The sequence below is a fragment of the Arenibaculum sp. genome (genome assembly GCF_035998295.1).
Classification (GTDB): domain Bacteria; phylum Pseudomonadota; class Alphaproteobacteria; order Azospirillales; family Azospirillaceae; genus DASYHS01.
This window is the reverse complement of sequence record NZ_DASYHS010000287.1, coordinates 1-17501: the sequence shown is the minus strand read 5'-3', so window position 1 is coordinate 17501 and position 17501 is coordinate 1. Positions and strand designations below refer to the sequence as shown.

Annotated in this window: 19 protein-coding genes; 5 read left to right on the top strand and 14 right to left on the bottom strand. The window is 71.1% G+C overall.

The window, feature by feature from the left end; genetic code table 11:
* The 3 genes from VGO20_RS27495 to VGO20_RS27485 all read right to left on the bottom strand — a co-directional run.
* On the bottom strand, positions 1-764 hold a 764-nt coding region (locus VGO20_RS27495), incomplete at its 3' end, for an enoyl-CoA hydratase/isomerase family protein (RefSeq protein WP_327505613.1).
* The gene (locus VGO20_RS27490) at positions 761-1021 is read right to left on the bottom strand and encodes a ribbon-helix-helix domain-containing protein (RefSeq protein ID WP_327505612.1); all 261 of its coding nucleotides are present in this window, start codon (positions 1019-1021) and stop codon (positions 761-763) included. The genes VGO20_RS27495 and VGO20_RS27490, both read right to left, overlap by 4 nt.
* An 8-nt stretch (positions 1022-1029) precedes the next feature.
* On the bottom strand, positions 1030-1479 hold the full coding sequence (locus tag VGO20_RS27485) for an HIT family protein (RefSeq protein ID WP_327505611.1): 450 nt from the start codon (positions 1477-1479) through the stop codon (positions 1030-1032).
* 137 nt (positions 1480-1616) lie between these two features.
* On the opposite strand from VGO20_RS27485, the gene VGO20_RS27480 reads away from it, so the two are divergent.
* On the top strand, positions 1617-2522 hold the full coding sequence (locus tag VGO20_RS27480) for a LysR family transcriptional regulator (protein WP_327505610.1): 906 nt from the start codon (positions 1617-1619) through the stop codon (positions 2520-2522).
* Between the two features lie 187 nt (positions 2523-2709).
* Positions 2710-4209 (top strand): PAS domain-containing sensor histidine kinase, encoded by a 1500-nt coding sequence (locus VGO20_RS27475; RefSeq protein ID WP_327505609.1) that lies wholly within the window; start codon positions 2710-2712, stop codon positions 4207-4209.
* A 16-nt stretch (positions 4210-4225) separates the two neighbouring features.
* Here VGO20_RS27475 and VGO20_RS27470 read toward each other — a convergent pair whose 3' ends face one another.
* The 6 genes from VGO20_RS27470 to VGO20_RS27445 all read right to left on the bottom strand — a co-directional run bounded on the left by VGO20_RS27470 (position 4226) and on the right by VGO20_RS27445 (position 12129).
* Positions 4226-6424, bottom strand: coding sequence for a hybrid sensor histidine kinase/response regulator (locus VGO20_RS27470; protein WP_327505608.1), 2199 nt, complete (start codon positions 6422-6424; stop codon positions 4226-4228).
* A gap of 174 nt (positions 6425-6598) precedes the next feature.
* Positions 6599-7366 carry an ATP-binding cassette domain-containing protein gene (locus tag VGO20_RS27465; RefSeq protein ID WP_327505607.1) on the bottom strand — a complete coding sequence of 256 codons (768 nt, stop codon included), beginning with the start codon at positions 7364-7366 and terminating at the stop codon, positions 6599-6601.
* A gap of 1 nt (position 7367) precedes the next feature.
* Positions 7368-8594: a sugar ABC transporter permease gene (locus VGO20_RS27460; protein WP_327505606.1), complete on the bottom strand. Its 1227-nt coding sequence runs from the start codon at positions 8592-8594 to the stop codon at positions 7368-7370.
* Positions 8595-8669: 75 nt separating this feature from the next.
* Positions 8670-9707, bottom strand: coding sequence for a D-xylose ABC transporter substrate-binding protein (gene xylF / locus VGO20_RS27455; protein WP_327505605.1), 1038 nt, complete (start codon positions 9705-9707; stop codon positions 8670-8672).
* A 393-nt stretch (positions 9708-10100) separates the two neighbouring features.
* Positions 10101-10322 (bottom strand): hypothetical protein, encoded by a 222-nt coding sequence (locus VGO20_RS27450; protein ID WP_327505604.1) that lies wholly within the window; start codon positions 10320-10322, stop codon positions 10101-10103.
* A gap of 10 nt (positions 10323-10332) precedes the next feature.
* Entirely contained in the window at positions 10333-12129 is a 1797-nt protein-coding gene (locus VGO20_RS27445) for an ABC transporter transmembrane domain-containing protein (protein WP_327505603.1), read from the bottom strand.
* Positions 12130-12305: 176 nt separating this feature from the next.
* Between VGO20_RS27445 and rpmE the strand changes: the two genes are divergently transcribed.
* Positions 12306-12530 carry a 50S ribosomal protein L31 gene (gene rpmE / locus VGO20_RS27440; protein WP_327505602.1) on the top strand — a complete coding sequence of 75 codons (225 nt, stop codon included), beginning with the start codon at positions 12306-12308 and terminating at the stop codon, positions 12528-12530.
* Positions 12531-12627: 97 nt separating this feature from the next.
* Here the strand turns inward: rpmE and vapC are convergent, their stop codons facing one another.
* From vapC to VGO20_RS27425, 3 genes are all read right to left on the bottom strand, one after another.
* Complete coding sequence (gene vapC, locus VGO20_RS27435; RefSeq protein WP_327505601.1) at positions 12628-13026, bottom strand: type II toxin-antitoxin system tRNA(fMet)-specific endonuclease VapC; 399 nt, start codon at positions 13024-13026, stop codon at positions 12628-12630.
* Positions 13026-13259 carry a type II toxin-antitoxin system VapB family antitoxin gene (vapB, locus tag VGO20_RS27430; protein WP_327505600.1) on the bottom strand — a complete coding sequence of 78 codons (234 nt, stop codon included), beginning with the start codon at positions 13257-13259 and terminating at the stop codon, positions 13026-13028. Before vapB ends, vapC begins: the two co-directional genes overlap by 1 nt.
* 134 nt (positions 13260-13393) lie before the next feature.
* Entirely contained in the window at positions 13394-13795 is a 402-nt protein-coding gene (locus VGO20_RS27425; RefSeq protein WP_327505599.1) for a DUF1465 family protein, read from the bottom strand.
* Positions 13796-14073: 278 nt separating this feature from the next.
* Between VGO20_RS27425 and VGO20_RS27420 the strand changes: the two genes are divergently transcribed.
* Positions 14074-14535 carry an Hsp20 family protein gene (locus tag VGO20_RS27420; protein WP_327505598.1) on the top strand — a complete coding sequence of 154 codons (462 nt, stop codon included), beginning with the start codon at positions 14074-14076 and terminating at the stop codon, positions 14533-14535.
* A 71-nt stretch (positions 14536-14606) separates the two neighbouring features.
* Here VGO20_RS27420 and VGO20_RS27415 read toward each other — a convergent pair whose 3' ends face one another.
* Entirely contained in the window at positions 14607-15515 is a 909-nt protein-coding gene (locus tag VGO20_RS27415) for a dienelactone hydrolase family protein (RefSeq protein WP_327505597.1), read from the bottom strand.
* 80 nt (positions 15516-15595) lie between these two features.
* Positions 15596-15778: a DUF3309 family protein gene (locus VGO20_RS27410; RefSeq protein WP_327505596.1), complete on the bottom strand. Its 183-nt coding sequence runs from the start codon at positions 15776-15778 to the stop codon at positions 15596-15598.
* 229 nt (positions 15779-16007) lie between these two features.
* On the opposite strand from VGO20_RS27410, the gene VGO20_RS27405 reads away from it, so the two are divergent.
* On the top strand, positions 16008-17207 hold the full coding sequence (locus VGO20_RS27405; RefSeq protein WP_327505595.1) for an aminotransferase-like domain-containing protein: 1200 nt from the start codon (positions 16008-16010) through the stop codon (positions 17205-17207).
* Positions 17208-17501: the final 294 nt, after the last annotated feature.

The following is a 17501-nucleotide window of genomic DNA, read 5'->3' as shown; positions in this document are numbered from 1 at the left end:
TGCCGGAACGTCTCCAGGCGGGCGCCGGCGTCGGCGAAGTCGCCGAGGCTGGAATAGCCGTAGAGGGCTTCCAGCCGCAGCGCGTCGTCGAGGGGCCGGCCGATCAGTTCCAGCACCGTCTCCTTCGCCGAGCGGACGGCGGCGCGGCCGTTGGCCAGGATCATGCGGGCGGTAGCCTCGGCGGCCGGCATCAGCTCGCCGGGAGGGACCACGCGGCTCACCAGCCGCAGCTCCTTCGCTTCCGCGGCCGTGATCTCGCGCCCGGTCAGGGTCAGGTCCAGGGCGACGCCGATGCCGGCGACGGCGACCAGGCGGACCAGGCCGCCGTCGCCCTGGTGGAGCCCGTACCTGACCTCGAAGACGCCGAACCTCGCCTCCTCGGAGGCGATGCGGATGTCGCAGGCGAGCGCCAGCTCGAAGCCGCCGCCGATGGCGTGGCCGTTCACGGCCGCGATCACGGGCTTGTCGATGCGGTGCTGCCCGCGCGTCAGCCCGCCGCCGATGCCGTGCGCGAGGTTGCGCCGGGGAGCGGCCATGTCCGCCCCCTCCCATTTCGGGATGAAGGTCTTCAGGTCCGCGCCGGCACAGAACGCCCGCCCGGCCCCGGTCAGGATCGCGACGTCCACGCCGTCGTCGCTGGCGAAGTCGCGCCAGACCTCCCACAGCTCCCGGTTCATCGCGTCGTCCAGCGCGTTCAGCTGGCCGGGACGGTCGAGCGTGACATAGGCGATCCGGTCGCGCTTCTCGTAGAGGACGGCCGTCATGACGCCCGGCGCTCCCCGTCGGCGGGCACGAGCCGGCGGTGATAGGCCGCCACCACGTGCAGCCGCACGGCCGCGGTCAGGCTCAGGTTGCCCCGGCGGCGGTCGATCTCCGTCAGCACGTCGGCGATCCCGACGCCCCGCTCGAGGCACATCTCCTCCAGGCAGGTCCAGAACAGCCGCTCCATGCGTATGCTGGTCCGCCGGCCGCTCACGACCACGTTCCGGCGGGTGTGCCTCCGCTCCGCGGGGGCGGGCATGGCGAGGCTCATGCGTCCCCCGAGGCCAGCGCCGCCGCGAGCCTGGCGGCGAGCGAGGCGAGCTCCGCCCGGTCGCCGGGCTTCAGCGCCCAGTTCATGGCCAGCCCGTCGTCCATGCGGCGGGGAACGACGTGGACGTGGAAGTGGAAGACCGACTGCGCGGCGCCAGGGCCGTTCGCCTGGTGCAGGTTGATGCCGTCGGGCTCCAACTCGCGCCGCACCGCGCGCGCGACCCGGCGCACGACCGGCATCACCGCCTGGAGGGCGGCGTCCGGCGTCTCCATCAGGTCGGCGAAATGGCGCTTCGTGACGACCAGGGCATGGCCGGGATTGACGGGGTTGATGTCGAGGAACGCCACCACGCGATCGTCCTCGTAGAGCTTGAAGCAGGGGACCTCGCCCGCCGCGATCCTGCAGAAGATGCAATCGTCCCGGTAGCCGGGATGCCGCTCGGTCATTCGTTCCCTCCTTTGCCTGCTCGCCCCACCCATCCGGCACCCCGATCGTAGAGCGAAGCCCGCCATAGGAAAAATCGATTTACATAATAGCAAATACAGATTTTCCTTATGGCTGTGACGCGAACCGGGGACCGCCGATGAAGCTCCAGCAGTTGCGCTATCTCGCCGCCGTCGTGGAGACCGGAAGCGTGACCGGTGCCGCGCAGCGGCTCAACGTGTCGCAGCCCGCACTTTCGGCGGGCCTGGCCGCCCTGGAGGCGGAGCTCGGCGGCCCGCTGCTGGAACGCCGCCGCGCCAATGTGCGCCTGACGCCGCGGGGCGCGCGCTTCCATCGCCGCGCTCTCGGCATCCTCGGCGAGAGCGAGGCGGCGAAGGCGGAGTTCAAGCGCGGATCGCAGCGTGCACCCGTCGCCGTCGGCGTGCTGCCGACGATCGGGACCGCGCTGGTCGCCGGGTTCGCGCGGCGCTTCGCCGAGGTCGCGCCCGGCCTCGACCTGGCGCTGCGCGAGGCGGACGGGCGCACGCTGCTGTCCTGGCTGTCCAACGGCCGGATCGAGGCGGCGCTCACGATATCCGACATGGCCGGGGGGGACGGCTGGACGCCGCTGTTCCAGGACCGGCTGGCGCTGGTCTGCGCCGAGCGGCACCGGCTGGCGGCCGCCCCGCAGGTCCGGCTCGGCGACCTGGAGGACGAGCCCTTCGTGCTGCGCGAGCACTGCGAACGCGGCCGGGAGGCGTGGGAGGTGCTGGCCGCGCGCGGCATCCGGCTGCGGGTCGTCCTGCGCACGGGCCAGGAGCGCCGCGCGCTCGACCTCGTGGCGGCCGGCCTCGGGGTGACGATCGCACCCGAGAGCCTGGTCGCCGAAAGCGGCGCCGCGGTCGCCATGGTCCCGATCGAGGATTTGGGGCTGACGCGGACCGTCGGCTGCCAGCTTCCGGCATCGCCGGACGAGACGGTCGCGCGCGCCCTGCTGGCGGCGGTCGAGGGGCTGGAGCCGGGACGCGCATTGGAGGGCGCCTGCCCCGCCCGGGAGGTGAGATGATGCCGCACGAGCGTATGCACGGCATCTGCGGTTCGGGATAGGTCCCGGCCGGCGCGGGGCCGGGAACGGTATCCCCTTCCGGGCAGAGGCTAGCCGACAAGCCATCGCGCATACCCGATGACACGATTGTCGCGCCCCCGTGCCGCCCCGATGATCGGTGTGTCCGAAGCCATCACAGGATTCCGGCATGTCCGTTCAGGAACCCCGGCGAGCGGACGACCCCCTGGTCGCCCGGCTGCTGGGCACGCTCCTCGAAGACGCGCCGCTGCTGTTCCACATCAAGGACGAGCTTGGCCGATACGTCGCCGCGAGCCGGACCTGGGCGGAAATGCTCGGCCTGGAACGGGACCTGCTGGTCGGCCGGACCGACGCCGAGCTGCTGCCGCCCCCGCTGGCCGAGCTGCTCCGCAGCCGGGAGGAAGGCGTGCCGCGCATCCCCCGCTTCTCGGACTCGGAGGAGGAGCTGCCGGCCGCGGGCGGAACCCGCCATCTGCTCGCCCGGCGCTTCGTGGCCGAGGACAGCCCCAGCGGCCTGCCCTACCTGTTCATGGTCGCGGGCGACGTGACCGCCCAGACGCAGATGCGCGACGCGCTGAAGGCGGCGGTGGTCGCCAAGGCCCGCCTTCTCGCGTCGGCATGCCACGACCTGCGCCAGCCGCTGCAGGCCGCGGCCCTGTTCCTGGAGGTGCTGAGGCGCCGGCTCGGGCGGGACCAGCGGGCCGGCGACGCCGCGGCCGCCGCGGGACGCGCGCTCCAGGCGATCGAGCGCATCGTCGGCGAGCTGCTGACGCTGTCGCAGATCGAGGCGATGACCGAGCATCCCCGCCCCGGCCCCGTCAAGCTCGGCGACCTGCTGGCGGAGCTGGCGGCCGAGTTCGCGCCCCGGGCAGAGGCGAAGGGCCTGCGGCTGCGCGTGGTCGCGACCTCCGTCACCGTCGCGAGCGACGCGCATCTGCTGGCCCGCATCCTGCGCAACCTGCTGTCCAACGCCATAGCCTACACCGAGACGGGCGGGGTCGTGCTCGGCTGCCGGCGCCGGCCCGGAGCGGTCGAGATCCAGGTCGCCGACACCGGTCCCGGCATCCCCGAGGCCGACCGGGAGACCGTCTTCACGGAGTTCCAGCGGCTCGGCGCCGAGGCGTCCCGCGAGGCCGGCGGCTTCGGCCTGGGCCTCGCCATCGTGATGCGGCTGGCGGCCCTGCTAGACCACCGGGTCGGCCTGCGCTCCGTCCCCGGCTCGGGCTCGGTCTTCTCGGTCACGGTGCCGCTCGCCACGCCGGAATGGACCGGCGAACCGATGCTGCCGAGGCTGGAGCGGCGCCACCGCGCGGTCCTGATGGTCGGCGGCGAGCCCCTGCGCGGGCGCGTGCTGCCGGCGCTGGCCCAGCTCGGCCTGGAGGCGGTCGAAGCCGGGAACCTGGGCGAGCTGTCCGGAGTGCTCGGGCGGATGCGCGAGGCGCCGCTGCTGGTCGTGGCCGGACGCGCGCTGGACGGCGGGAGCTTCGGGACCGAAGCGGTGGCCCATGCGCGGGCACGCTTCGGCGCGGCCCTGCCGGCCGTCCTGGTGGCCGACCGGATCAGCCCCGCGCTGCGCCACGCGGCGCGCACGGCGCGCTGCCGGGCAGCCCAGCTGCCACTGTCGGCCCCGGAGCTGTCCCGGCTGATCGCGGCGGGAGCGACGGACTGACGGCGGTATGGCAGCCTCACGCGCGCAGCGCGGCCTCCAGGATCTCCACCAGCGCCGCGATCCGGTAGGGCTTGCGCAGCACGCGCACCCCTTCGGCGCGGGCCACCTCCTCGCTGTAGCCCGTCGTCAGCACGACCGGCAGGCCGGGCCGCCGCCGGCGCGCCTCGTTCGCGAGGTCCAGGCCGCTCATCTCGCCGGGCATCACGATGTCGCTGAACAGCAGGTCCACGCGCCCGCCCGACGACAGGACCGCCAGCGCCTCCGTCGCCTGCGCGGTCCTGACGACGCGGTAGCCCACGTCCTCGAGCGCGGCCGCGACCATGTTGCCGACGATGGGATCGTCCTCCACGAGGAGCACCCGGAGGTCCCGCGTCGCCCCCTCGGCCGGACGGCCCGGCGGCGCGGCATGGGCCAGGGGCTTCGCGGTGCGCGGCAGGAACAGGTTCACCCGCGTCCCCCTGCCGGGCTCGCTGTCGATCTCCACCCTTCCGCCGGACTGGCGCGCGAAGCCGTAGACCTGGGCCAGGCCGAGACCGGAGCCCTTGCCGACCTCCTTGGTGGTGAAGAACGGCTCGAAGACCCGGGCCAGGATCTCGGGCTCCATGCCCGAGCCGGTGTCCGAGATCCCGATGCGCACCATGTCGCCGGCACCCGGGTCGCCGGCACCTGGGCCGCCGGCGTGGCCCGAGCCCGGGACGTTGCGCGTCTCGATGCGCAGCCGGCCGCCCCCCGGCATCGCATCGCGCGCGTTGACGGCCAGGTTGATGATCGCCAGCTCGAGCTGGGTCGGGTCCACCTCGACGGGCCACAGCTCCGGGTCGGACATGGTCTCCACGGAGATGTCGGCCCGCAGCGCGCGGGCCAGCAGCTCGGACATGCCCAGGATGCGGTCGCGCACGTCGACCGCCTCGGGCTGCAGGTTCTGCCGGCGCGCGAAGGCCATCAGCTGCTGCACCAGCCGGGCACCGCGGTCGATCGCCTGCTGCCCCGCCTCCACCAGCGGCTGGACCTGCGGCGTCGGCGCGCGCCGCTCGATCATCTGGAGGCAGCCGGTCAGCGCCTGGAGCAGGTTGTTGAAGTCGTGCGCGACCCCGCCGGTGAGCTGGCCGACCGCCTCCATCTTCTGGGCGTGGCGCAGCTCCGCCTCCGCCCGTTCGCGCTCGACGGTGCGGGCGGCGACGCGTTCCTCCAAGGTCTCGTTGAGGCGCTGCAGCTCGTCCTTCGCCCGCTTGGCCTGGCTGACGTCGCTGCCCTCGACGAAGATGCCGACGACCTGCCCGTCCGCGCCCCGGATCGGCTGGTAGACGAAGTCGACGAAGCGTTCCTCCGGGGCCGCGCCGGGACGCCGCTGGAACTCGATGCGCATGCTCTCGCCGACGAAGGGCTCGTCGGTCGCATAGACCCTGTCCAGCAGCTCGAAGAAGCCCTGGCCCTCCAGCTCGGGCAGGGCCTCGCGCACCACCCTGCCCTCGATCTCGCGGTGACCGACGAGCTGGAAGAAGGCGTCGTTCACGAGCTCGAAGACATGGTCGGGGCCGCGCAGGACGGCCATGAAGCCGGGCGCCTGCCGGAACAGGTCGCGTAGCCTGTCGCCCTCGTCCGAGAGCCGGGTGTTGGCTTCCTTCACCAGCTCCCGCTCGACCTCCAGGGCATTGTTGGCCTTGCGCAGCTCGGCCTCGGTCGCGCGAAGCTGGCGCTCCGCCAGGACCTTCTCCGTGGTTTCCGTGCAGGCGCAGAACATGCCCGCCACGCCGCCGGCCTCGTCGCGCACGGGGCTGTAGGAGAAGGTGAAGTAGACCTCCTCCGGGTAGCCGTTGCGCGTCATGGTCAGGGGCAGGTTCTCGTGGAAGGTCGCCTCGCCCGCGAGCGCGCGGTCGACGAGCGGGCGGATGTCGTCCCATATCTCCGACCACACCTGCGCGAAGGGCCGTCCCAAGGCCGCCGGGTGCTTGCCCCCGAAGATCGGGCGGTAGCCGTCGTTGTAGAGGAAGGCCAGCTCCGGCCCCCAGACCAGGAACATCGGGAACTTGGAGTTGAGCAGCAGGCCGACGATCGAGCGCAGGGACTGGGGCCAGCGCTCCGGCAGGCCGAGGGGCGACCGGGTCCAGTCGTGGGAGCGCATCAGCGCGCCCATCTCGCCGCCGCCGGTCAGGAAATCGAGGGCCGCATCGCCGCGGCGCCTCGGTGTCGGCTCGGGTCTGACTACGTGCTGCAACCGAACTCTCGCGAGGCTGAGGGGTGCCGCCGGCGGCGTGGCGGGCGCGCCGTACCGTACGGGCACGGGCCGGCGGCCGACAGCACCGCCTTCCCGCCGTGATGGGAACAAGGCTGCGTGCGGAAGGGTCCACCATACCGCTGGCCGGCCGGCGATTTCACCTCGGTAGACGGTTCAATAGACGGTGGCGCCGGTGATGGGATGCTTGCCCAGGATGATCATGCCCAGGATGTCGTCCTTGGTGACGTCGCGGGTCCGCACCGTGCCGACGAGCTTGCCGTTCTTCATCACCGCGCAGCGGTCGGCCAGGTCGTAGACGTCGTGGATGTCGTGGCTGATCAGGAAGATGCCGATCCCCTCGGCCTTGAGCTGCGTCACCAGCTCCGCGACCATGCGGGTCTCGGCCGGGCCCAGCGCCGCCGTCGGCTCGTCCATGATCAGGATGCGGGCATTGAAGTAGATGGCGCGCGCGATGGCGACCGACTGGCGCTGCCCGCCCGACAGCGAGCGCACGGGCGTGCCCAGATTCCTGAAGTTCGGGTTGAGGCGCTGCATCACCTTGCGGGTCTCGGCCTCCATCCGCTGGTCGTCCAGCGTGCCCCACGCCGTCATCAGCTCGCGGCCGAGGAACAGGTTGCCGGCCGCGTCGATGTTCTCGGCCAGCGCCAGCGTCTGGTAGATCGTCTCGATGCCGTAACGCTTGGCGTCGCGCGGGCTGCGGATGTCCGCCGGCTCCCCGTTGACGCGGATCTCGCCGGAATCGGCCCGGTAGGCGCCCGAGAGAATCTTGATCAGCGTCGACTTGCCGGCGCCGTTGTGCCCGAGCAGGCCGACCACCTCGCCCGGATGCAGGTCGATCGAGACCTCGTCGACGGCGCGCACGCCGCCGAAGCGGATCGAGATGTCGCGCATCTCCACCAGCGGGGTGCCGGTTGCGGTCATGTCACAGCCTCCCGCGGCGGTAGGACTGGTCCAGCCACACGGCCGCGACCAGCACCAGCCCGATCACGACGTTCTGCATCGGGCTCGGCAGGCCGAGCAGCACCATGCCGGACTGGAGGCTCTGCATCGTCAGGGCGCCCAGGACGGCGCCGAAGATGGTCCCGACGCCGCCCGCGAGCGACGTCCCGCCGATCACGGCGGCGGCGATGACCCGAAGCTCGTCCAGCTCGCCGGTCGCGTTCAGCCCGGCCTTGAGGCGGGCGGTCGCGATCGCGGCGCCGATCGACACCAGCACGCCCATCAGGACGAACACCCAGACGATGATGCGCCGCACGTTGATGCCGGACAGCTCGGCCGCCTCCGGGTTGCCGCCGATCGCGTAGACGTAGCGCCCGAAGCGGGTGCGGGTCGCGACGAAGGTCATGACGAGCGTCACCGCGATCACGATCAGCACCGGGATCGGGATGCCCATCGGTACGTCCGTGCGCGGCTGCAGATAGGCGTTCATCACCATCACGAAGGCGATCACCGGGACCACCTGTGCCGCCAGCACCGTCAGCTCGGCCCAGAGCGGGCGCACCGGGAAGCCGAACCCCGCGCGCCGCCGCCGGGCCAGGACGCTGCGCACGCACAGGGCCACGACGGCCGCGACGCCGAGCGCCCAGGACCAGAACGCGCCGATCGAGCCGTCGAGCCCGCCGCCGATCAGCTCGAAGGTCGGGTTCAGCGGCGCGACCGTCTGGCCGCTGGTCATCCACCACGCCAGCCCGCGATAGATCAGCAGCCCGGCCAGCGTCACGATGAAGGCCGGCACGCCGCGATAGGCGACCCACCAGCCCTGCATCGCGCCGATGCAGCCGGCGAGGAGCGCGCCGCCCAGCAGCGCCGCCATCCAGCCCCAGGCGGCGTCGACCGGGAACACCCGCGTCTGGAGGACCGCGATCGTCATCCCGACCAGGCCGAGCAGCGACCCGACCGAGAGGTCGATGTTGCGCGACACGATCACCAGCACCATGCCGGTCGCCATGGTCGCGACGGAGGCGGTCTGGACCGCGAGGTTCCACAGGTTGCGCGGCGTCAGGAACAGCCCGCCGGTGACGAGGTCGAAGACGATCCAGATCGCGCCCAGCGCCCCGATCATGGCGAGCATGCGGGTGTCGACGCCGAGGGTCTGGACGACGCCTTGCCCGTCGGGCCGCGTCGCCGAGGCTGGAGTGGTCGCCGTCATGGCCGTCGCCTCCTGCTCCGCCGCCCCCGCTCCCGGCGGGGGCGGCGGCCGTTGCCGGTCACTGACACGCAGCCTCTACCGGCAGGCGGCGGGCGGGTTCTCGCTCACGCCCTGGCAGACGGTCTCCTTCGGGACCCAGCCGGCCTCGATCACGGTGTCCAGATTGTCGCGCGTGATCGGGACGGGCTTCAGCAGGATCGCGTCCAGCTCGACCTGGTTGGGACCGCCGGCGAACTTCTGCGCCCCTTCGACCGCGTCGAGCGCCTTGCCCTCGGCGAGCTGCACGGCGATGTCCGCCGCCGCCTTGCCGAGCTCGCGCGAGTCCTTCCAGACGCTGACGGTCTGGAGGCCGCGGGCGATGCGGTTGAGGGCGGCGTGGTCGGCGTCCTGGCCCGAGACCGGGATGCCCGCCATGCCCTGCGCGGTCAGCGCCGCGATCGCGCCGCCGGCCGTGCCGTCGTTGGAGGCGACCACCGCGTCGACGTCGTTGTTGGTGGCGGTCAGGATCTGCTCCATGTTCCGCTGGGCGTTGGCGGGCAGCCAGCCGTCCGTGTACTGCTCGCCCACGACCTTGATGTCGCCCTTGTCGATGGCGGGCTTGAGCACCTCCATCTGGCCGGAGAACAGGAAGTCCGCGTTCGGGTCCTGGGGCGAGCCCTTGATGAAGACGTAGTTGCCCTCGGGCTGCACGTCGTAGACCGCCTGGGCCTGCATGCGCCCGACCTCCTTGTTGTCGAAGGTCAGGTAGAACACGTCCGGCACCTCGATCAGCCGGTCGTAGCCGACCACGGGGACGCCGGCCGCCGCCGCCTGCTCGACCGCGGGCTTGATCGCCTCGGCGTCCTGGGCCAGCACGATGAGGGCGTCGGCGCCCCTGGCCAGCAGCGATTCGATGTCGGAGAGCTGCTTGGCGGCCGAGCTCTGCGCGTCGGCGCCGATGTAGTCGTAGCCAAGCTCCTGCAGCCGGGCCTGGATCGCCGCCTCGTCGGTCTTCCAGCGTTCCTCCTGGAAGTTGGACCAGCTGACGCCGACGGTCCCGTTCTGCGCAGCCGCCGGCAAGGCGATCGCCGCCGCCAGGACGACCCCGGAAAGAGCACATACGACAGTCTTCATGAAGAGCGTTCCTCCCATTTCTGTGCCGACCCTAGCGGTCGATCGTGTTCTTCTGGGCCGGCCGGCATCGCGGGCGGCGATCGGCCGCCCGAGTACATCCGCTGACAAAAAGCCTGTCATGGGGATACGGCAAAAGCAATCCGGCGTTCGTTGCGGCTGGGGCAGCGGGGGGAAGTGCCCCTCTTGCGCGGGAGGGAGTTTCAGATGGCCGTCGCCAGGATATGCGGAAACATTCCTTCTCCCCTGGGGAGAAGGAAGGGGCCCATGCGCAAGCATGGGAAGGATGAGGGGATGGGGTGATTCAGTAACGGAGAGGGCGTACCCCCTCACCCTCCCGCCGCTTTACGCGGCGGGCCCCTCCCTCTCCCGCAGGAAGAGGCTTAACGTTCGGGCTCAGACCAGCAGGTCGAGGTAGCTTCCGCGGCGATAGTTGGACGGCAGGGTCAGCACGCCGTCGACGAGGAGGCCGGCGAGCTGGCGCAGGGTCGGGATGCGCATGCCGCGCGGCGCGCTCCTCCCGGGCGGGGGCTCGGGCGCGCGCCGGGCCGGCGCCTGCGCGTCGGGGCGGACGGAGAGGCCGCCCGGCCGCGAAATCCTGGGTCCGTCACCAGTCATCCCGTCCTCCTCATGATCCCGCCGCGTCGAACTGGCCCGCCGCGTCGAACTGTAGGGAGGCCAGCCGCGCGTAGAGGCCCCCCTGGCGGATCAGCTCGGCATGCCGGCCGCTCGCGACCACCCTGCCCCGCTCCATCACCACGATCCGGTCGGCGTTCTGCACCGTCGCCAGCCGATGGGCAATGATGAGCGTGGTCCGGCCCTTCTTCAAGCCCTCGAGCGCGGCCTGGACGGCGCGCTCGCTCTCGGCATCGAGCGCGCTCGTCGCCTCGTCGAGCAGCAGGAGCGGCGGATCGCGCAGGATCGCGCGCGCGATCGCGACGCGCTGGCGCTGGCCGCCGGACAGGCGCACGCCCTTCTCGCCGAGATGGCTGTCGAGGCCCGCCGGGAGCGCCTCCAGGAAGTCGAGCGCATGGGCCGCCTCGGCGGCGCGGCGCACCTCGGCGTCGCTGGCGTCCGGGCGGCCGTAGCGGATGTTCTCCGCAGCACTGGCGGAGAACAGCACCGGGTCCTGGGGCACGAGGCCGATGCGCGCCCTGACGTCGGCCGGGTCGGCCGAGCGAAGGTCGACGCCGTCGAGCAGGACGCTGCCGGACAGCGGGTCGTAGAAGCGCAGCAGGAGCTGGAAGACCGTCGTCTTCCCGGCCCCCGAAGGCCCGACCAGGGCCACCGTCTCGCCGGGCGCGACCTCCAGGGAGAAGCCTTCGAGGGCGGCGGCGTCGGGCCGGGACGGATAGTGGAACCGCACGTCGCGGAACGCGAGGGCGCCGGAGGGCGGCACCGGCAGCGCCGCCGGGGCGGGCGGTGCGGCGATGCCGGGGGCGGTGTCGAGCAGCTCGAACAGCCGCTCGGTAGCACCCGCGGCGCGCTGCAGGTCGCCCACGACCTCGCTGATCGCGCCGACCGAGCCGGCGACGACCACGCTGTAGAAGACGAAGGCCGACAGCTCGCCCGCGCTGATCCGGCCGGCCAGGACGTCGTGCCCGCCGATCCACAGGATCGTGCCGACCGCGCCGAAGACGAGCACGATCACGACCGCCGTCAGCAGGGCGCGGGTGGCGATGCGGCGGACCGAGACGGCGAAGGACTCCTCGACCCTTGCCGCGAAGCGGTCCCGCTCCTGCTCCTCGCGGGTGTAGGCCTGGACCGTGCGGATGGCGCCCAGCACCTCCTCGACCGCCGAGCCGACATCGGCGATGCGGTCCTGGCTGGCGCGGCTGAGCCGGCGCACCTTGCGCCCGAAGACGACGATCGGGACGACGACGACCGGGACGACCAGCAGCACGAGGCCGGTCAGCTTCGCGCTCGTCACCAGCAGCATCGCGAGCCCGCCGGCCAGCAGGAGCAGGTTGCGCAACGCGATCGACACCGTCGAGCCGACGACCGACTGCAGGAGCGTCGTGTCCGTCATCATGCGCGACAGCACGTCGCCGGCGCGCATGCTCTCGAAGAAGCCGGGGCTGAGCGACACGACGTGGCCGAACACCGTCCGGCGCAGGTCGGCGACCACGCGCTCGCCGATCCAGGAGACGAGATAGAAGCGCGCATAGGTCGAGACGGCGAGCAGCGCCATCACGACCAGCAGCACCAGCAGCGCGCGGTCGAGCAGCGCCGGGTCGCCGGCCGCGAAGCCGCGGTCGACGAGGACCCTCAGCCCGGTCCCCAGGCCGAGCACGGTGCCCGCGGCCACCATCAGCGCCACCAGCGCGCCGGCGATGCGGGCGCGGTAGGGCGCCAGGAACGGCAGCAGACGGCGCAGCGGCCCGAGGGGCCGGCGCGCCCGGGCGGCCGGGGCGGCTTCGCTCACGATGTCGGTCGGCTGGCGGAACAACGGGCCTTGACCCCAGATGCGGGAAGAAGGGAAACTGCGTGCCGGGTATAGCAAGGCAGGCGCCCGCCAACAAGGCGAGGCCGCGGCCTGAAGGCTTGCATCGGCGCGGTGCGTCCGCTATAAGGCGCGCTCGCTTTGCAAGGACCGCGGCCATGAAGCAGGACATCCATCCGGACTACCACGACATCACCGTCATCATGACCGACGGGAGCACGTTCACGACCCGGAGCACCTGGGGCAAGCCCGGCGACACGCTTCGCCTGGACATCGACTCCAAGTCCCATCCGGCCTGGACGGGCGTGCAGAAGCTGCTCGACACCGGCGGCCAGATCGCGAAGTTCAACAAGCGCTACGCGGGCTTCGGGCTCAAGCAGTAAGGCGCTGGCGACACTTCGACGCGGATAGGGCGCCCCCGGGGCGCCCTTTTTCGCGTTGGAGACCCCGGACGCCTTCGAGGCCGGCCGGCAGAGCGGATTACAGCCAGTTCTCGACCCTCACGGCCGGCATGCGGGCGAACTCGCGCGCGTTGTTGGTCACGACGATCAGCCCCTCGCTTCGCGCATGCGCGCCGATCTGCATGTCATGGGGACCGCACGGCGTTCCCGCCCGCTCCAGTTCGGCCCGGACCTGCCCGTAATGCGCCGCTGCCTTGTCCCCGAACGGCAGAACCTCCAACCGCGCCACGAAATGTTCGATGGCCGTCAGGTTCTCGGCGCGTCGCGCCGATTTCTCCGCGCCATAGTGCAATTCCCCGAGCGTGATGCTCGATATGCAAAGCTGCTCCGCCAACTCGTTGAACTTCTCGCGGACGGCGGGCGGATAGGTCTTCATCACGTAGATGCAGATATTGGTATCGAGCATATAGGTGAGCATCAGAAGGACTCACGGTCTTCCGCCGCCGGCTGCTCGCGTCCGCTCATGAAGTCCTCGCTGACGCGCGGCCCGTTCAGGAACAGGTCGTCCCACCGTTTGCCCTGCGGCACGATCACGCGGCTGCGGCCGATCTTGAGAATATCGACCTGACGCACGTCCTCAGGAAAGGCAACGGCCTTGGGCAGCCGGACCGCCTGGGTCCGATTGCTGGTGAAAACGGTCGAGCGGGTCATAGCCACCCCCTTGCTATATACCGATGGGATATACATAGCTTCGGAGGGGGTGAGAAGCAAGGTGTCGCCTCCGGCCACGCCAAACCGACCCATCCACTGATGGAGCGGTTGCGGCCTGGCCAAGCCACCGGGCGCTAGGCCACGGAGCGGCGGAACTGCTCCTCGAGGCGGGACACGCGCATGTAGAGCGCGTGGGAGCGCTGGAGCAGGCGGCGCAGGCCCGATGGCAATTCCTCGTCGTCGTGGCCCGCCGGGTCCGCGCAGATGTCGGCCCCCGCGAGGGCGAAATCCTCGCCCGCGGCCTCGTGGGCGGTCATCTCCCCGGCATGCACGGCCTTCTGGGCCAGAAGCCAGGCCATCACCTGGGTCAGGCGGCTGGTCACGCGCATGGATTCATAGCTGATCCGCAGGCGCAACTCCGGGTCGAGATGCCGCTGGTCGACGGTCTCCTGGTAGGCGATGTAGTTGCGCGCCTCCAGCAGGAGGCCCATCGTCTCGTCATAGGTGCGGTTGAAGAAGGTGGGCGCGGACGTCACCGGCTCTCCTTTTGCTTGCACTCCGCCCTCGGGCGGCCGGACTGGACTGTCACTGTAACAGCCCCGGGACCGCAGGGGCCAAAGCGCGGACGGCGATGCGGCGTTCGCATGCGGCCTTCCCCTTTCGGTCCCGATCCGACCCCTCTTGAAGGCCCCGCGGCGTGTCCCCATCTCGTGTCGCGGTGGATGCCGATGCCGGGTCCGCCGAACCGAAACGCCCGGAGCGCCGACCACGAGGTGGTTCTCCGGGGGGATATCGCTCTCAAGGAGGATATGCGATGCGCAGCTATGACCTTTCGCCGCTGTTCCGTTCGACCGTCGGCTTCGACCGCATGACGCGGCTCCTCGAATCCGCGCTCAAGGCCGACGACGCGGCCGTCTCCTACCCGCCCTACAACATCGAGAAGCTCTCCGACGACGCCTATCGGATCACGATGGCGGTCGCCGGCTTCGCCCCCGAGGACCTGGAGCTCACGACCCAGGAGAATACCCTGGTCATCTCCGGCAAGTCCAAGAAGGACGAAGAGAGCGCCCAGTACCTGTACCGCGGCATCGCCGGCCGCGCGTTCGAGCGCCGCTTCCAGCTCGCCGACCACATCAAGGTGTCGGGCGCGAGCCTGGTCAACGGCCTGCTCCACGTCGAACTGGTCCGCGAGATCCCCGAGGCGATGAAGCCCCGCACGATCCGCATCGAGACCGGTGCCGGCAGCACCCGCAAGATCGAGCAGAAGGCCGCCTGAACCGGCCCCCGCATCGACGTAACGGACGGCGTCCCGCGCAAGCGGGACGCCGTTTTCTTTTCCGGAGACCGTCAGGCGTCCCGCCCCTTCAGGTGATGGCCGAAGAAGTCGAGCGTGCGCGCCCAGGCGAGGTCGGCGGCGGCCTGGTCGTAGCGGGCGGCGTTGGTGTCGTTGTGGAAGGCGTGGTTGACGCCCTCGTACATGTGCAGGCCGTAGCCCACCCCGGCCGCGGTCAGCGCCGAGACGAAGTCGGGGATGCCGGCGTTGATCCGCTCGTCGAGGGCGGCGTAGTGCAGCAGCAGGGGCACCTTCAGGGCGCCCGCCTGCTCGGCCGGGAGCTGGCGGCCGTAGAAGGAGACGGCCGCGCCCAGTTCCGGGTCGCCCGCCGCGACCTGGTTGGCCAGGCCGCCGCCCCAGCAGAACCCGACCACGCCGACCGGGCCGGCGACGTCGTCGCGGCCCGAGCGGGCATAGGCGACGACCGCCAGCGCCTGCTGCAGGGTCTGCGCCGGGTCGAGCTGGCCGATCAGGTCGCGGGCCCGGTCCTCGTCCTCGGGCGTGCCGCCGCTGCCCGGCGACAGGAAGTCGGGCGCGACCGCGACATAGCCCGCGAGCGCCGCCCGCCGCGCGACGTCGCGGATATGGGGGTTCAGCCCGCGGTTCTCGTGGATCACCACGACGGCCGGCAGCGGCTCCCCGGCGACGGCCGGCTTGACCACATAGGCGCTCATCGTGCCGCCGGGAACGTCGAAGGTCACCGTCTCGCCGACGAGGCGCGGGTCCTCCGCCGGGACGACCTGCGCCAGCGCATAGTCGTTCTGCAGCAGCGGCAGCATCGCGGCCGCGGCGGCCGTCCCGCCGGCGATGCGCGCGAGGCGGTCGAGGAAGACGCGGCGCCCCAGCGGCGCATGCGTGTACTCGTCGTACAGCTCGACGGCTTCCTGCGGTACCCTGGTGCGGTCCATTGTCCTGCCTTTCATGGTCGCTCGTGGCCGTGTCCAAGAAAATGGAAGCGATCGAACCGCCGGCAAGCGCGACGGGCACTTCCGGCCGGAAACCTTCAGATCCGAGCGGTCCACGGCAAGGCGAAGGCGATCCAGCCCATCCATATCATCACCAGCCAGACCAGCAGCAGCGTGAAGAGCAGGCTGCCCGGCACGTAGCCCCACTCCCGGCTGTGGCGCCACCAGGGCAGAGCGGCGACCACGACCAGGACGAGCAGCAGGAAGAACCAGAACCCCATGTCGGCCTCCGCGCGGATCGGCCGAGCCGCCGTGGTCCGGATATCCGTCCCCGCTGCCGGTCAACGTCCGGCCGAGAGGCCCGGTTCCTCCGCAATCCAGCCATGCATTGAAAAAAGGGCAATGACATTGCCGCTTTGCATTTGCTAATGTTGCTTTCAGCGCGCGGTTAGCAAAAGAACGTTGCGCAAGAAAGGCGGCATCCGGCCGCGCAGAAACTGGGGTTCATCCGTGACCTTGAACTGGAACGGCCTGCTGGCCCCCCGCATGGCGGGAATGACGGCTTCCGAAATCCGCGAGCTGCTGAAGCTGATCGAGCAGCCGGACATCATCTCCTTCGCGGGCGGCATCCCCGACCCGGACCTGTTCCCCCGCGAGGGCATCGCCGCCGCCTACGAGCGCGTCCTGCGCGGCAACAGCCTGGCGGCGGCGGCGCTCCAGTACTCGGTCAGCGAAGGCTACCTGCCGCTGCGCGAGTGGATCGGCGCGCGGACGAAGGTGGAGCCGGACGAGATCCTGATCACCAGCGGCTCCCAGCAGGGCCTCGATTTCATCGGCAAGCTGCTGCTGGCGCCCGGCGACGCGGTCGCGGTCACGGCGCCGACATATCTGGGCGCGCTGCAGGCCTTCTCGCCCTACCAGCCGCGCTACCTCGCGGTGCCGATGGACGAGCACGGCATCCGCACCGACCTGCTGCCCGACGTGCTGGCGCAGGGACCGAAGTTCCTCTACCTCGTCCCGGACTTCCAGAACCCGAACGGCATCACGATGTCGCTGGAGCGCCGGCTGGAGGTGCTGAGCCTGTGCCGCCGGCACGGCGTGCCGGTGATCGAGGACGGTGCCTATTCGGAGCTGCGCTACGACGGCGAACGCCTGCCCTCGCTGCTGTCCCTCGACGACCGCGCGGATGGAGGCATCGTCCTGCATGCCGGCACCTTCTCGAAGACGATCGTCCCGGCGCTGCGCGTCGGCTGGGTCAGCGGCCCGAAATCCATCATCTCGCGCCTCGTGCTGATGAAGCAGGCCGCCGACCTGCATTCGAGCACCATCAACCAGATGGTGATCCACACCCTGGCCGAAGGCGGGTTCGACGCCCATGTCGCGCGCCTGCGGCCGGCCTACCGCGAGCGGCGCGACGCGATGCTCTCGGCGCTGGGCGAGCATTTCCCGGCCGAGGCGCGCTGGACCCGACCCGAAGGCGGCATGTTCGTATGGGTGGAGCTGCCGGACGGCCTCGACGGCACGGCGCTGCTGGAGCGCTCGATCCGAGAGGCGCGGGTCGCCTTCGTCCCCGGCGCCGCGTTCTTCCCCGACCGGTCGGGCAAGAACACGATCCGGCTCAGCTTCTCGGTCAACCGGCCCGAGCGCATCCGCGAAGGCATCCGCCGCCTCGGGGCGCTGGTCTCCGACGCCGATCAGATCGCGGCTTAGTTATATGCGTAGCGCCGATCCCGACGGGGTCGGGATCGGCGCAGCCCTCATACAGCCCTCATACGCCGGGCGGCCCGCTCCGCGGGCCTGGGCTTCGCGCCTCGCGGCGCGGGGCCGCGTCGCGGCCCTGGGTCGACGCGCGTATTTTGTGCGGGCGCCGGCCCGGCGGCGTCACTTCAGGCGGGTGATCAGGCTGGAGGTGTCCCAGCGTCCGCCGCCGGCCTTCTGGACGTCGCCGTAGAACTGGTCGACGAGCGCCGTCACCGGCAGGGACGAGCCGTTGCGCTTCGCCTC

Coding starts and splice junctions, on each gene's coding strand:
- VGO20_RS27490 (WP_327505612.1), bottom strand. CDS start 1,021: ATGCCCGCCCCCGCGGAGCGGAGGCACACCCGCCGGAACGTGGTCGTG.
- VGO20_RS27485 (WP_327505611.1), bottom strand. CDS start 1,479: ATGACCGAGCGGCATCCCGGCTACCGGGACGATTGCATCTTCTGCAGG.
- VGO20_RS27480 (WP_327505610.1), top strand. CDS start 1,617: ATGAAGCTCCAGCAGTTGCGCTATCTCGCCGCCGTCGTGGAGACCGGA.
- VGO20_RS27475 (WP_327505609.1), top strand. CDS start 2,710: ATGTCCGTTCAGGAACCCCGGCGAGCGGACGACCCCCTGGTCGCCCGG.
- VGO20_RS27465 (WP_327505607.1), bottom strand. CDS start 7,366: ATGACCGCAACCGGCACCCCGCTGGTGGAGATGCGCGACATCTCGATC.
- VGO20_RS27460 (WP_327505606.1), bottom strand. CDS start 8,594: ATGACGGCGACCACTCCAGCCTCGGCGACGCGGCCCGACGGGCAAGGC.
- xylF (WP_327505605.1), bottom strand. CDS start 9,707: ATGAAGACTGTCGTATGTGCTCTTTCCGGGGTCGTCCTGGCGGCGGCG.
- VGO20_RS27450 (WP_327505604.1), bottom strand. CDS start 10,322: ATGACTGGTGACGGACCCAGGATTTCGCGGCCGGGCGGCCTCTCCGTC.
- rpmE (WP_327505602.1), top strand. CDS start 12,306: ATGAAGCAGGACATCCATCCGGACTACCACGACATCACCGTCATCATG.
- vapC (WP_327505601.1), bottom strand. CDS start 13,026: ATGCTCACCTATATGCTCGATACCAATATCTGCATCTACGTGATGAAG.
- vapB (WP_327505600.1), bottom strand. CDS start 13,259: ATGACCCGCTCGACCGTTTTCACCAGCAATCGGACCCAGGCGGTCCGG.
- VGO20_RS27420 (WP_327505598.1), top strand. CDS start 14,074: ATGCGCAGCTATGACCTTTCGCCGCTGTTCCGTTCGACCGTCGGCTTC.
- VGO20_RS27415 (WP_327505597.1), bottom strand. CDS start 15,515: ATGAAAGGCAGGACAATGGACCGCACCAGGGTACCGCAGGAAGCCGTC.
- VGO20_RS27410 (WP_327505596.1), bottom strand. CDS start 15,778: ATGGGGTTCTGGTTCTTCCTGCTGCTCGTCCTGGTCGTGGTCGCCGCT.